The following is a 13,683-nucleotide window of genomic DNA, read 5'->3' as shown; positions in this document are numbered from 1 at the left end:
TAGCATGTCGGCGGTCAATTTTCCATCGCGGGCGGGGCTAGCCCAGGTCGCGCGGCACGATGAAGTCGATGGCGCGGCCGCTGCCGGGGTCGACCTCGGACCAATCTTCGGCGTCGAATTCCGCCACCAGCGTGGCGCAGGTCGGATAGCGGCCAAAGCGCGGGTGATCGACCGGGAATTGCAGCAGCGCCGATGCCAGACCGGCGATGCCCGGGTTGTGCCCCAGCATCATCACCGGGCTGCTGGCGCAGCCATGCAGCACCTTGAGCATCATGTCCGGTGTGGCGTGGTACAGCTCGGGGCTGCGGCGCAGGATGATGCCATCGGGAAACCGCGTGGCCATGGCGGCCCAGGTTTCCAGCGTGCGCCGCGCGGTCGAACAGACGACCTCGGCCGGGATGTGACCGTGCTCTGCCAGCCAGGCGCTGATCGCCGGGGCGGCCTGTCGGCCCCGGTCGTTCAGCGGACGGTCGTGGTCCTGCATGTCGGGGCTGTCCCAGCTGGATTTGGCGTGGCGGGTCAGGATCAGGCGCAGGGTCATGTATGAAACCGGGACATGTGATAGGCAGATTGCGCGCCGACCCTGCCATAGGATTGGCTTTGGGGACAAGCACGGCGGACGGCGCAGCCCGCGCTCATGCAGCTTCCCTGCGGATGTGCGTCCAGCCAGCCATGACAGCGCGGCAGATCATATCCGCCGGCCCCCAGCGCGCCCGCCGGGCAGGCCGACAGGCAGGGCCGGGTGTCGCAGGTGGCACAGGGCGTATCCGGGGGCGGCGGCAGATCCAGCCGCCGGGGCAGGGCCAGCGCCCCGCGATAAGACACCATCAGCCCGGCCCGGTCATGGACCAGCAACGTGACCGGCGATTGCCACGCCCGGCCCGAGCGCAGCGCCCAGGCGATGAAGGGCTGATAGGGCGGCCCGCCGAACGGAAACAGCGGCACCGTGTCGTGTTCCGCCGCGAGAGCCGCGATCACGCGCTGCGACCATCGGTCGACGGGGTCGGGCTGGCCGTCCTGCCATTCGGGGCTGTCCGTCAGATGCGCCCAGAAGCCGGGCTCAAGCGGGCCAAGCAACAGCAGCGTTTCACAGCCCAAGGGGGCGCCATCGTCCGGATCGGGATGGAATGCGCCGAAGATGTCCAGATGCCTGGCCCGGGCCGCGTCGCGTATCCGGGCATAGGCGGTCAATTCAACCGGCCCGGATGATGCTGCCCGCACCGTGTTCGGTGAAGAGCTCCAGCAGACAGGCATTGGGCGCCCGCCCGTCCAGGATCACAACGGCGCGCACGCCGCCCGCGATGGCATCCAGCGCGGTTTCGGTCTTGGGGATCATGCCGCCCGCGATCACGCCGCTTTCGGTCAGGCGGCGGATGTGGTCGACGGTCAGCTCGGTCACGACCTCGCCCTTGTCATCCTTGACGCCGCTGACATCGGTCAGCAGCAGCAGGCGGTCGGCCTTGAGCGCGGCGGCAATCGCGCCTGCGGCGGTGTCGCCGTTGACGTTGAACGTCTCGCCCGCCTCGCCCATGCCCAGGGGCGCGACGACGGGGATCATCTCGGCCTCGAACAACTGGCGCAGCACCTTGGGGTTCACCTTCGACGGCGTGCCGACAAAGCCCAGATCCGGGTTGGTCTGGGTGCAGATCATCAGGTTGGCATCCTTGCCCGAAAGCCCGACCGCATTGCCGCCCTGCGCATTGATCGCCTGAACGATGCGCTTGTTCACGAGGCCCGACAGTACCATTTCGACCACGCGCACGGTGGCGGCGTCGGTCACACGCTTGCCTTTGACGAATTCGGACTTGATATCCAGCTTGTCCAGCATCTCGTTGATCATCGGGCCGCCGCCATGGACGATCACCGGGTTCACGCCGACCTGCTGCATCAGCACGATATCGCGGGCAAAGCTTTCCATCGCCGTGTCGTCGCCCATCGCGTGGCCGCCGAACTTGATCACGACGACGGCATCGTCATAACGCTGAAGAAAGGGGAGCGCCTCGGACAGGGTCCGGGCGGTGGCGATCCAATCGCGGTTCATGGCCGTCTGCTTTTTCATCAATGTCATCCTTGGCCTAGCGGTGTTACGCTTTGTGCGCGGCGCTGCCAAGGGGCGGATTGCCATTTGCCGCCTTTGGTCTAGGTTGGCGGTGAACCTGCGAGAGAACGATCATGTCCGATACCGACCGCCAAAAGACCCTGTTGCTGACCGGTGCAAGCCGTGGGATCGGGCACGCCACCGTGCGCCGTTTCGCGCGCGAGGGCTGGCGCGTGATCAGCTGTTCGCGCCAGGCGTTCTCCGAGGAATGCCCCTGGCCGGGCGGGGCGGAAAACCATGTGCAGATCGACCTGGCCGATCCGACCGACACCATCAACGCCGTGGGCCGCATCCAGGAGATGCTGGGGGGCCGGCTGGACGCGCTGGTCAACAATGCAGGGATCTCGCCCAAGGGACCCGATGGCGCGCGGCTGAACACCATCGATACCGACCTGATGACCTGGGGCCATGTATTCCACGTCAATTTCTTCGCCTCGGTCGTTTTGGCCCGTGGGTTCAAGGACGAGCTGGCCGCCGCCAAGGGGGCGATCGTCAATGTGACCTCGATCGCGGGCAGCCGGGTGCACCCGTTCGCGGGCGCGGCCTATGCCACGTCAAAAGCGGCGCTGGCGGCGCTGACGCGTGAGATGGCGCATGATTACGGGCCATTGGGGGTGCGGGTGAACGCCATCGCCCCGGGCGAGGTCGAAACCGCGATCCTGTCGCCGGGGACCGAGAAGATCGTCGAGGGGCTGCCGCTGCGCCGGCTGGGCCAGCCATCCGAGGTGGCCGATGTGATCTGGTTCCTGTGTTCGGACGCGGCCTCCTATGTCACCGGGACCGAGATCGAGGTGAATGCGGGGCAGCACGTCTAGACCCCCAAGGCTTCGGCGCGGGTGTCAACCGCCGGATTTGAGTATTTTTGCCAAGAAGAAGGGGTTATTCCAGCCCCGCGATCACCGCGCGCAGCGTGGCGATGCCGTCGCCCTTTTCCGACGAGGTCACGATCAGTTCGGGGAAGGCCGCCGGGTGTGGCGCGAGTTTCGCGCGGACCTGGTCCAGCACCTTGTCACGCTCTTTGGCCTTGACCTTGTCGGCCTTGGTCAGCACCGCCTGGAAGGTGACGGCGGCCTGATCGAGCAGGGTCATGATTTCTTCGTCGACCTGTTTGACCCCGTGGCGCGCGTCGATCAGCACGAAGGCGCGGCGCAGGGTCTGGCGGCCTGAGAGATAGGCCTTGAGCAGGCGCTGCCATTTCTGGACCACGGGCAGGGGCGCCTCGGCATAGCCATAGCCGGGCAGGTCGACCAGATAGAGCTGTTCGCCGCAGGTGAAGAAGTTGATTTCCTGTGTCCGGCCGGGGGTATTCGACGCCCGTGCCAGGCCCTTGCGCCCGGTCAGCGCATTGATCAGGCTGGATTTGCCCACGTTGGAACGGCCGGCGAAACAGACCTCGACCCGGTCGGCGGCGGGCAGGCCGTCCATTGCGACGACGCCTTTCAGGAACTCAGTCTGGCCGGCAAACAGCTTGCGGCCCTGTTCGCGGGCGGCCTCATCGGGGTCTTCGGCGACGGGAAAGGGCAGGGGTTTCATAGCAGTTCGACCTTGTCGCCGGCGGTGATGGTGCCGGGGGATGTGACCGTAGCCAGCACGCCGAAATTCGTGTGGCCCCACCCGTCGCGCAGGGCGCGCAGGGTGTTGGCGTCGCGTTGGCCGGTTTCGGGGTTGGCCTCGGTCGCGCGGCAGCGTTCGATGGGTTCCATGACCTTGAGCGTGGCGCCGCCGACGCGCAGGCTGCGGCCCAGCCAATCGGTTTCCGCGAAGGGGTCGGCGCCCGACACCCACAGGTTGCCGCGGAACCGGCGCGGATCCATAGGCTGGCCGATCGCCTGTGACAGCGCATCGAGCGAGGCCAGCGACAGGATCGAGACCGAGCCGAAATCGGCATCGGCCATGCCTTCGGCCGGGGCGGCGATCAGGCTGTGCGGCGCGGGGCGTTCATCAGGGTAGAGCGGCGCGATCCAGTCGACCAGGCGGGCGCCTTCGGTCGTTGGGTCGATGGTCAGGTCGTCCAGCGCCGGGTGGCTGAAGGTGATGCGCGTGCCGTCTGTGCGGGCGGTCACGGCCATCAGCTGCGGGCCATAGCAGCCCCGGGCGAAGTTGCGGCACCGTTGCCACTCGCCTGTATCCTGAGCGTCGCCGGTCAGGATGGCCCAGGCCCGGTCGAGCGGCAGGGGACGGTCCGGTGTCAGATCGGTCGTCTCCAGCCGCTCTGCGCCGACGCCCTTGACGGGGTGGCGCCAGATCTGGGCCAGGGTGATCACCCCTTTTCCTCGGGCTTTGGCTTCTTCTTGAAGCTGGATTTGATGTTGCCGAACACGTCGGGTTTATAACCCTGACTGCGCATGATCGTATATTGCTGAATGAAGGTGATCGTGTTGTTCGCGATCCAGTACAGCACCAGCCCGCTGGCGAAGCTGCCCAGCATGAACATGAAGATCCAGGGCATCCAGGCAAAGATCATCGCCTGGGTTGCGTCGGTGGGCGCGGGGTTCAGTTTCTGTTGCAGCCACATCGAGATCCCCAGCAGGATCGGCAGGACGCCGAGGCTGAGAATGAAGAAGATCGAACCGGGTTCCGGCGTGGCCCAGGGCAGCAGTCCGAAGAGGTTCAGGATCGACGACGGATCGGGTGCGCTGAGGTCGCGGATCCAGCCGATCCAGGGCGCGTGGCGCAGCTCCAGCGTGACGAAGATCACCTTGTAGAGCGAGAAGAAGATCGGGATCTGCAGAAGGATCGGCAAACAGCCCGAGGCCGGGTTGACCTTTTCCTTCTTGTAGAGCGCCATCATTTCCTGCTGCATCTTCTGGCGGTCGTCGCCGGCGCGTTCCTTGACCTTTTCCATCTCGGGCTGAAGCTCTTTCATCTTCGCCATCGAGACATAGGATTTATAGGCCAGCGGGAAGAGCAGCGCCTTGATCAGGAAGGTCAGCGCGATGATCGCCCAGCCCATGTTGCCGATCAGCCCGTTCAGCCAGTGCAGGACCGCGAAGATCGGCTTGGTCAGGAAGAAGAACCAGCCCCAGTCGATCGAGTCGACGAAACGGTCGACACCGCCCTTCTGATAGGCGCGGATGGTTTCCCATTCCTTTGCCCCGGCGAACAGCTGGGTCGTGACGCTGTAATCGGCGCCCGCCGCAACGGTCTGCGTGGGCAGCACGGCCTCGGTCCGGTAGACATCGTTGACGGCGCCGTATTTGGCGACCGACTTGAAGGGCGTGTTGGTCGCGGGGATGAGCGTGGTCATCCAGAAATGGTCGGTGAAGCCGATCCAGCCGCTTTCCTGCACGCGCTCGACCTCGGCCTGGCCACCTTCGGCGGGGTCCACGTCGAAATCGGGCATCTTGGAATATTTGACCGATTCAAGGATCCCGTCGCTCATCCGGACCAGGCCTTCGTGCAGCACGAAGAAGTTCTTGAGCCCGGTCAGTTCGCCCTGACGCACCAGGATGCCATAGGGCGCCAGCGATACCGTGCCCGTGCCGGTATTGGTAACCGACTGCGTGACCTGGAACATATAGTTGCTGTCGACCGAGATCACCCGGTTGAATGTCAGGCCCTTGCCATTGTCCCAGCGCAGCGTGACCGGGGTGGTTTCGGTCAGCGTGTCACCTTCGGCGATGGACCAGACCGTGTCCTGTCCCGGCACATCCTCGACCGCCAGGCCCTGACCCGGGGCCCAGCCGTAGAGCGCGTAATACGCGCCGGGGCCGCCCGCGGGTTTCAGAAGCTGGACGATCTCGGAATCGGGTTCCAGTGTCTCGCGGTAGTCCTTGAGCGACAGGGTGTCGATGCGGCCGCCCTGAAGCGAGATCGACCCGGTCAGCCGGGCGGTTTCGATGGCGAGGCGCGGGGCGTCCGCCGCGGTGGCCTGCGGTGTCGACGACAGCCCGGCTGCATCGGACGGTGCGGCCGTCACGGCATCGGTCGTGGCGTCGGCGGTGACCTGTTCGGCCGGGGCGTTGGGATCGACCGGCGGTTCGGTCGGTGGGAAGAACAGGGTCCAGCCCAAGATCACCAGAAAACTGAGTACGGTTGCAAGAATGAGGTTCTTGTTCTGATCGTCCATCGAGGCCGCCACCTGTCCTGTAAAAGGTGAGGGTGGTTCAACAGACTGATGGCCCGAAGGTCAAGCGGTTTTCGGCCAAATCCCGTGTCCTCAGCCCGCGTCGGGGCTGAGCGGGATGACGGTTTGCAGCTTTTCGCCATGCTTTCGGACCCAGGCGATGGTTTCCTCGAACGGCATTGGGCGGGCGATGGCGAAGCCCTGGACATGGGCGCAGCCCAGTTGCGACAGCATGGCGTGTTCCCCCAGGGATTCGACGCCCTTGGCCACGGTTTCCAGGCCCAGCCGTTCCGACATGGTCAGGATCGCGGCGACCATGTCCTGTTGGTCGCGATCCTCGTTCACGCGGGCGACAAAGCAGCGGTCGATCTTCAGCCGGGTGATGGCAAAGCGGCGGATTGCCGCGATCGACACCTGGCCGGTGCCGAAATCGTCCAAATCGATGTTGCATCCCAGGGTTTGCAGCGCCGTCAGGTTGCGGCTGATCATGTCATCGCCGGTTTCCGAGATCAGCGTCTCCTCGACCTCGACGCTCAGCCGGTCGGGGGCAAGGTCGAACCGGTCGAGCTCCCATTTGATACGATCGCAGATCTTGCCGTCGCGCAATTCCTCGGCAGAGAAATTGACCCCCACCGAGCCGATGTTCAGCCCCGCGCGATCCCAGCTGCGCAGCGCCGACAGGCTGTGAAACAGCATCTCTTCGCTCAGCCGTTCGGTCAGGCCCGCGCTTTCGATGGCGGGCAGGAATTCGGCGGGCGGCACCAGGCCCCGTTCGGGATGGGTCCAGCGCGCCAGTGCCTCGAACCCCGTGACCTCGCCCGTGTCGGTCGAGATCAGTGGCTGAAACCACGGGCGCAGCTGCCCGGTTTCCAGCGCGGTTGCGACCTCGTCCGTCAGCACGTTGGGCTGGTCCACGCTGGTCTGCATTGATGTCGCATAGGCGCGGATCGCGCCGGGGCCGTGATTGCGGGCCTCTGTCACCGCGATCTCGGCGGCTTCGAGCATCTTGTCACCGCGCGGCGCGGGGCTGCGCGCGGGCAGGCAGAACCCGACCGAACAGGTCACATAGACATGCATCGCGTCGATGCTGATCGGCTCGCGCACCGCGTCCTGGATGCGGCCCGAGATTTGCAGCAGGGTTTCCAGATCGGCGCGCCGCATCGGCCCCAGGGCGATGGCGAAACCCGCGCCGTCCAGACGGGCGACCGTATCGGCGCCGCGCATGGTGCCCGACAGGCGTTCGGCAACGCGGCGCATCACCAGATCGACCGCGGGAATACCGAAACGGTCGGTCACGTCGCCCAGCCCCTCGATCGTGACGGCCAGCGCGGCGGTGGTCGTACCACGGGTGTTGCGGTGCGACAGGACATCTTCCAGGGCGCTGACCACCGCCGCGCTTAGTGGCAGGCCGGTGACGCCATCGCTGGGGGTGGTCGGTTCGGGCTCTGCCGTGCGGGGCAGGCCGGCCAGCGCATACAGCACCGGCACGAAAAGCGCCGTGGCCAGCAGGGCCGGTTCGCCCCCCGTCCAATAGGCGCCCAGCGTCAGGGCCGGCAGGAATGCCAGGATCTGCGGTTGGGTCAAGGCGGTTGCGATGACCTGTCGGGTCGGGCGTTTGGCGGGCATGGTCGCTCCTGCAATCAAATGACAATCGTCACACGGATTGCTGGAACGCTAGGGCGTGGAAATGAGGCGCCGGTTAACGCAGCACCGGTATCTGGTCGGCATTTTCCTCAAATTGCGCCGTTTCCCGCATCAGCCCGGCGAAATCGAACAGCTTGGGGTCCAGCATGTGCGAGGGCCGGATATTCATCAGCGCGCGGAACATGACCTGACGGCGGCCGGGGCTGTTAGCCTCCCACTGATCGAGGATCTGCTTGACCTGCTGGCGTTGCAGCCCGTCCTGGCTGCCGCAGAGGTCGCAGGGAATGATCGGGTAATTCATGGCGCGGGCGAATTTCTCGCAATCGGCCTCGGCCACGTGGGCCAGCGGGCGATAGACGAACAGATCGCCTTCCTCGTTCACCAGCTTGGGCGGCATCGTGGCAAGCCGCCCGCCGTGGAAGAGGTTCATGAAGAAGGTTTCCAGGATATCGTCGCGGTGATGGCCCAGGACGACAGCCGAGCAGCCCTCTTCCCGGGCGATGCGATAGAGGTTGCCGCGCCGCAGACGGGAACAGAGCGCGCAATAGGTCCGCCCCTGCGGTACCTTGTCTTTCACAATCGAATAGGTGTCCTGGTATTCGATCCGGTGCGGGACCTGCATGCGTTCCAGAAACTCTGGCAGGACGGTCGCGGGAAAGCCCGGCTGGCCCTGGTCCAGGTTGCAGGCCAGCAGGTCGACGGGCAGAAGCCCGCGCCATTTCAGCTCGTAGAGCACCGCCAGCAGGGTGTAGCTGTCCTTGCCGCCCGAAAGGCAGACCAGCCAGCGCGCGTCGCGTTCGATCATGCCATATTGTTCGATCGCCTCGCGGGCGTAGCGGACGATCCGCTTGCGCAGCTTCTTGAACTCGGTCGTGGCGGGCGCGCCGTGAAACAGCGGGTGGATATCGTCGAGATCGTCGAACATGGGGCAGGTTCCGTATGGGGCGCTTTTGCAATGCCACAGGAAAGCGGTGTTGGGAAGGGTGGCGCCGGGGCGCTGCCCCGGACCCCGAGGTATTTGGGCCAAGATGAAAGGGGGTCAGTCGGGGCGCCGGTCGCGTTCGGGGACCGGATCGTCGCCCATGCCGCCCCAGGGGTGGCAGCGGGCGATGCGGCGCAGGGTCAGCCAGCCGCCGCGCAGGGCGCCGTGTTTTTCCAGCGCCTCGAGCGCATAGGCGCTGCAGGTGGGGTGGTAGCGGCAATTGTGCCCGACCCAGGGGCTGAGGAGCAGCCGGTAGGCCCGGACGGGCAGGGCGGCGATATGGGCAAGAGGGGTCATGGGCGTGGGGCGTGGATTTTCCGAAGCGCGGTGCGCAGGTCATTTTCCAGATCGATATAGGGCCGTTCTGCCGTGGCGCCTGCGCGACCGATCAGCACATAGTCCCAGCCGGGGCGGCCGTGATCGGGCAGGATGGCGCGGGCCACCGCGCGCAGGCGGCGTTTGGCGCGATTGCGGGCGACTGCATTGCCCACCTTTTTCGAGCAGGTGAAGCCCACGCGGATTGCGGCGGGATCGACGGGTTCGCCCGCTTTGCGCCGCCGTGCCTGAAGATGCAGACCGGTTGCGCCCTGGCGCCGGGCGCGGGCGGCGGCCAGGAAATCGGGACGGTTTTTCAGGACCTGCAGGCAAACGGAAACCGCCGGGGGCGTGTCCGCGGCGTCCGGCGTATTGCCTGCCACGTTTGCCTCCGGCGGTGTCATGTCCGTCTGCCTTTCGGCGTGGCTCAGGCGCTGAGCGACTTCCGGCCCCGTGCACGACGTGCGTTCAGGATCTTGCGGCCGGCCTTGGTGGCCATGCGCGCGCGGAAGCCGTGGCGGCGCTTGCGAACCAGGTTCGAGGGTTGGTAAGTGCGTTTCATCGCTTTGGCTCCGTCAGGCGGGCCCGATCCGGGATGGGATTCGAGCACCGTTTATGTTCGAAGCCCGTCCTTTAGGGGGTTGAACCGGGCCTGTCAATTCGAACCTGCGGGGATTTCTGCAACAATTCCGGGCGAAACGCTGCTCGCGGGGCGATTTTCGTTACAGAACCGCAAGAATGGGGCTGAGATCGGCCCCGCCGGCTCACGCGCGATCAAGCGGGCGTGAAGCGCCTGTCGCGCGGGGCGGCAAATGCGCATGTTGGGGGCAACGCGAAAGACGACGAATGGACAAACGCCCCATGGCCGACATGACCGAAACCCCCAAACCGGGCCTGGCCCGGCGCCTGCCGCTGATTGCAATTGCCCTGGTGGCGGTGATCGGGGCGTTCACGCTGAAGGACTATCTGTCCTTTCAGGCGCTGGCCGACAACCGCGAGGCGCTGATGGCGTTCCGGGATGCCAATTACCCGGTGACGGTGCTGGTCTTTCTGATCCTTTACGCGGTGATCGTCGCGTTCTCGTTGCCCGGGGCGACGATTGCGACGCTGGCGGGCGGGTTCCTGTTCGCGACCTTCCCCGGGGCGCTTTTCAACGTGATCGGTGCCACGGTGGGCGCGATCCTGATCTTTCAGGCCGCGCGCTGGGGCTTTGGCGAAAAGCTGGGGGCAAAGCTGGAAGGGTCCGAGGGCATGGCCAAGCGCATCAAGGACGGGATCGACGAGAACCAGTGGTCGATGCTGTTCCTGATCCGGCTGGTACCGGCGGTGCCGTTCTTTCTGGCCAACCTGATCCCGGCTTTTCTGGAGGTGCCGCTGCATCGCTTCGCGATTTCGACCTTCATCGGGATCATTCCGGGCACGGTGGTCTATACGTCGGTGGGGGCCGGGCTGGGCGCGGTGTTCGCCCGGGGCGAGACGCCGGATCTGGGCATCATATTCGAGCCACATGTGCTGTTGCCGATGCTGGGTCTGGCGGCGCTGTCGGCCCTGCCCATCCTGATCAAGGCCCTGCGCGGCAAGAAAGGATTGTAAGCCATGAACCGTGTCGAAACCGACCTGTGTATCATCGGCGGAGGCTCTGGCGGGCTGTCGCTGGCCGCGGGCGCGGTGCAGATGGGCGCGCGTGTCGTGCTGATCGAAGGGCACAAGATGGGCGGCGATTGCCTGAACTATGGCTGTGTGCCGTCCAAGGCGCTGCTGGCGGCGGGCAAGGCCGCGCAGGCCATGCGGCAGGCGCGCTTTGGCGTGACAGGGGCCGAGCCGGGCATCGATTTCGCCGCCGCCAAAGACCATGTGCGCGACGTGATCGCCACCATCGAGCCGCATGACAGTGTCGAACGGTTTACTGGGCTGGGCGTGCAGGTCATCGAAGCCTATGGCCAGTTCATATCCCCGACCGAGCTTCAGGCCGGCGATACGGTCGTCACCGCAAGGCGTTTTGTCATCGCCACCGGGTCTTCGCCCCTGGTGCCGCCGATCCCAGGGGTCGAGGACGTGACGGTTCACACCAATGAAACCATCTTCGACCTGCGGGCACGGCCCGATCACCTGTTGATCATCGGCGGTGGCCCCATCGGCCTTGAAATGGCACAGGCGCATCGGCGGCTGGGCAGCAAGGTAACGGTGATCGAAGGCGACAGGGCGCTGGGCAAGGATGACCCGGAACTGGCCACCATCGTGCTGGACAAGCTGCGCGGCGAGGGGATCGAAATCCACGAGGGGCAGATGGCCGCCCAGATCGGCAAGGCGGGCCAGGGTGTCTTTGTGCAAACCAAGGATGGCACCCGGTTCGAAGGGTCGCATCTGTTGATGGCGGTGGGGCGCAAGCCCAATATCGACCGGCTGAACCTGGATGCCGCCGGGGTCGAAACCACCCGCGCGGGCGTCAAGGTGGGGGCGGACCTGCGCAGTACGAACAAACGCATCTATGCCATCGGCGATGTGGCGGGCGGGCTGCAATTCACCCATGTGGCGGGCTATCACGCGGGCGTCGTGATCCGGCCCATCCTGTTGGGTCTGCCGGCCAAGGCGCGCACCGATCACATCCCGTGGGTCACCTATACCGACCCGGAACTGGCGCAGATCGGGCTGACCGAGGCACAGGCGCGCGATGCCCATGGCGACAAGCTGACCGTGGCGCGCTTCGACTATGCCGGGAATGACCGCGCCATTGCCACTGGCAAGACCGCCGGGCTGATCAAGGTGATGGTGGTGGGCGGGCGGCCTGTCGGCGCATCCATCGTCGGCGCACAGGCGGGCGAGTTGATCGGGATCTGGGCGCTGGCCATCGCCAACCGGCTGAAGATGAGCGCCATCGCCAACATGGTCGCGCCCTATCCGACACTGGGAGAGGTTAACAAGCGCGCGGCGGGTGCCTATTTCTCTCCGAAACTGTTTGACAATCCTTGGGTGAAACGGATGGTTCGTTTCGTGCAATCCGTATTGCCATAATTGCTGACAAGGCGGGCGTTCATGTTCCTCAACACGCTTTCGGGCCGGTTCCTGCTGCTGACGATTGCCTTCGTCATGCTGGCCGAGGTGTTCATTTTCGTCCCCTCCATCGCGCGATTCCGCGAGGATTACCTGCTGACGCGGCTGGACCGGGCGCAGATCGCGTCGCTGGCGCTGCTGGCGGCCGAGGACATGATCGAGGCGGATGTCGAGGCAGAGCTGCTGGAAAACGCCGAGGTGTTCAACGTCATCCTGCGCCGCGACGAGATGAGCCAGCTGATCCTGTCCTCGCCCATTCCCGCGCCGGTCCATGCCAGTTTCGATCTGCGCGATGCCACGGCGGCGATCCTGATCCGGGATGCGATGGTGCGGCTGGTGGATTCGCAAAACCGCGTGATCCGGGTGCTGGGCGCCCCCACGCGCGAAGCCGGCCAGTCGATCGAGGTCACGATGGAAACCGCCCCGCTGCGCATGGCGATGATCGATTACGGCCTGCGCATCCTGGCGCTGTCGGCGGTGATCTCGGTCATCACGGCGGGCTTGCTGTTCTTTGCGGTGCAGCGGCTGATGGTCAACCCGATCAAGCGTGTGGTGGGCGCGATGCAAAGCTATGCCAGCGCGCCCGAGGATGCCCGCCGCATCATCGAACCCATGGCCCATGTGCACGAGTTGAAAGAGGCCGAACATGCGCTGCAATCGCTGGAAACCCAGTTGACCGGCGCTTTGCGGCAAAAGGAGCGCCTGGCCCAGCTGGGCGGGGCGGTCGCCAAGATCAGCCACGATCTGCGCAACATTCTGACCACGGCGCAACTGTTTGCCGACCGGATGGAGGGCAGCCAGGACCCCACCGTGAACCGCGTCGCGCCCAAGCTGGTGAATTCGATCAGCCGGGCGGTGAACCTGTGCGAGACCACGCTGGCGTTTGGAAAGGCCGAAGAGCCGCCCCCGCGACTGGACCGGGTGACGCTGACCATGATCGTCAATGACGTCGTGGAAAGCGAACGGCTGGCGTCGGGCAGCCACGACATCAGCTTTTCCGAGGATGTGCCCGCCAGCATGGTGCTGCGCGCCGATGCCGAACAACTTTATCGCGTGCTGTCGAACCTGATCCGCAACGCCCGCCAGGCGATCATCGCCAGCGGCAAGGCGGGCGAGATCTGCATCGGCGCCGAAGAAGACGACCGCGAATGGGTGATCCGCGTGACCGATACCGGCCCCGGCCTGCCCCCCAAGGCGCGCGAGCATCTGTTCCAGCCGTTCCAGGGCGGCTCGCGCAAGGGCGGCACCGGGCTGGGCTTGGCGATCTCGGCCGAACTGATCCGCGGCCATGGCGGCAGACTGGAACTGGAAGAGACCTGCGAAACCGGCACCGCCTTCGCCCTGCGCCTGCCCAAGGTGGCCCATCCGGTCGAAAATCACACCGAATGACATTTTTGCCGAATTCCACTCTTGCAAACCCCGGACGGCCCGTCTAAATGAGGCCTCCACGCGCTGGTAGCTCAGTTGGATAGAGTACTTGACTACGAATCAAGGGGTCGGGGGTTCGAATCCTCCCCAGCGCGCCAT

The 13,683-nt window shown here is 65.4% G+C and carries 15 protein-coding genes and 1 tRNA gene; 5 read left to right on the top strand and 11 right to left on the bottom strand.

Translation table 11 applies throughout. The features are described from left to right. Positions 1-37: 37 nt before the first annotated feature. The 3 genes from CLM60_RS02110 to argB are packed head-to-tail and all read right to left on the bottom strand — an operon-like array spanning position 38 to position 2,059. Positions 38-541, bottom strand: coding sequence for a SixA phosphatase family protein (locus CLM60_RS02110; protein WP_095587572.1), 504 nt, complete (start codon positions 539-541; stop codon positions 38-40). Continuing rightward, positions 538-1,191, bottom strand: coding sequence for a ferredoxin (locus CLM60_RS02105; protein ID WP_095587571.1), 654 nt, complete (start codon positions 1,189-1,191; stop codon positions 538-540). Before CLM60_RS02105 ends, CLM60_RS02110 begins: the two co-directional genes overlap by 4 nt. A 1-nt stretch (position 1,192) precedes the next feature. Next, entirely contained in the window at positions 1,193-2,059 is an 867-nt protein-coding gene (gene argB / locus CLM60_RS02100) for an acetylglutamate kinase (protein WP_095587570.1), read from the bottom strand. A gap of 113 nt (positions 2,060-2,172) precedes the next feature. Here argB and CLM60_RS02095 point away from each other — a divergent pair, with 113 nt between their 5' ends. After that, the gene (locus tag CLM60_RS02095; protein ID WP_095587569.1) at positions 2,173-2,913 is read left to right on the top strand and encodes an SDR family NAD(P)-dependent oxidoreductase; all 741 of its coding nucleotides are present in this window, start codon (positions 2,173-2,175) and stop codon (positions 2,911-2,913) included. Between the two features lie 64 nt (positions 2,914-2,977). On the opposite strand, the gene yihA is transcribed toward CLM60_RS02095, so the two are convergent. From yihA to rpmH, 8 genes are all read right to left on the bottom strand, one after another. Beyond that, entirely contained in the window at positions 2,978-3,631 is a 654-nt protein-coding gene (gene yihA / locus CLM60_RS02090) for a ribosome biogenesis GTP-binding protein YihA/YsxC (protein WP_095587568.1), read from the bottom strand. After that, a complete protein-coding gene (locus CLM60_RS02085) occupies positions 3,628-4,362 on the bottom strand; it encodes an MOSC domain-containing protein (RefSeq protein ID WP_095587567.1) in 735 nt (244 codons plus the stop codon). Before CLM60_RS02085 ends, yihA begins: the two co-directional genes overlap by 4 nt. Next, complete coding sequence (gene yidC, locus CLM60_RS02080) at positions 4,359-6,167, bottom strand: membrane protein insertase YidC (protein ID WP_095587566.1); 1,809 nt, start codon at positions 6,165-6,167, stop codon at positions 4,359-4,361. The genes CLM60_RS02085 and yidC overlap by 4 nt, the downstream gene beginning before the upstream one ends. Before the next feature lie 90 nt (positions 6,168-6,257). Then, complete coding sequence (locus CLM60_RS02075) at positions 6,258-7,790, bottom strand: putative bifunctional diguanylate cyclase/phosphodiesterase (RefSeq protein ID WP_095587565.1); 1,533 nt, start codon at positions 7,788-7,790, stop codon at positions 6,258-6,260. Between the two features lie 73 nt (positions 7,791-7,863). Then, positions 7,864-8,733: a tRNA 2-thiocytidine(32) synthetase TtcA gene (gene ttcA, locus CLM60_RS02070; protein WP_095587564.1), complete on the bottom strand. Its 870-nt coding sequence runs from the start codon at positions 8,731-8,733 to the stop codon at positions 7,864-7,866. Between the two features lie 114 nt (positions 8,734-8,847). Continuing rightward, complete coding sequence (yidD, locus tag CLM60_RS02065) at positions 8,848-9,087, bottom strand: membrane protein insertion efficiency factor YidD (RefSeq protein ID WP_095587563.1); 240 nt, start codon at positions 9,085-9,087, stop codon at positions 8,848-8,850. Beyond that, entirely contained in the window at positions 9,084-9,509 is a 426-nt protein-coding gene (gene rnpA / locus CLM60_RS02060; RefSeq protein WP_095587562.1) for a ribonuclease P protein component, read from the bottom strand. The genes yidD and rnpA overlap by 4 nt, the downstream gene beginning before the upstream one ends. 23 nt (positions 9,510-9,532) lie before the next feature. Continuing rightward, on the bottom strand, positions 9,533-9,667 hold the full coding sequence (gene rpmH / locus CLM60_RS02055; RefSeq protein ID WP_005980833.1) for a 50S ribosomal protein L34: 135 nt from the start codon (positions 9,665-9,667) through the stop codon (positions 9,533-9,535). 299 nt (positions 9,668-9,966) lie between these two features. On the opposite strand from rpmH, the gene CLM60_RS02050 reads away from it, so the two are divergent. The 4 genes from CLM60_RS02050 (at position 9,967) to CLM60_RS02035 (ending at position 13,682) form a co-directional block, all read left to right on the top strand. After that, on the top strand, positions 9,967-10,698 hold the full coding sequence (locus CLM60_RS02050; RefSeq protein WP_095587612.1) for a TVP38/TMEM64 family protein: 732 nt from the start codon (positions 9,967-9,969) through the stop codon (positions 10,696-10,698). A gap of 3 nt (positions 10,699-10,701) precedes the next feature. Beyond that, positions 10,702-12,117 (top strand): dihydrolipoyl dehydrogenase family protein, encoded by a 1,416-nt coding sequence (locus tag CLM60_RS02045; RefSeq protein ID WP_095587561.1) that lies wholly within the window; start codon positions 10,702-10,704, stop codon positions 12,115-12,117. Between the two features lie 21 nt (positions 12,118-12,138). Beyond that, complete coding sequence (locus CLM60_RS02040; RefSeq protein ID WP_095587560.1) at positions 12,139-13,545, top strand: sensor histidine kinase; 1,407 nt, start codon at positions 12,139-12,141, stop codon at positions 13,543-13,545. A 60-nt stretch (positions 13,546-13,605) separates the two neighbouring features. Beyond that, positions 13,606-13,682 (top strand) — tRNA-Arg (locus CLM60_RS02035). Position 13,683 lies beyond the last annotated feature (1 nt).

Origin of the sequence: Actibacterium ureilyticum, from assembly GCF_002285435.1 — a bacterium.
GTDB classification, from domain to species: domain Bacteria; phylum Pseudomonadota; class Alphaproteobacteria; order Rhodobacterales; family Rhodobacteraceae; genus Actibacterium_C; species Actibacterium_C ureilyticum.
The sequence above is the reverse complement of the archived record's forward strand: the minus strand, read 5'-3'. Positions and strand labels throughout refer to the sequence as shown.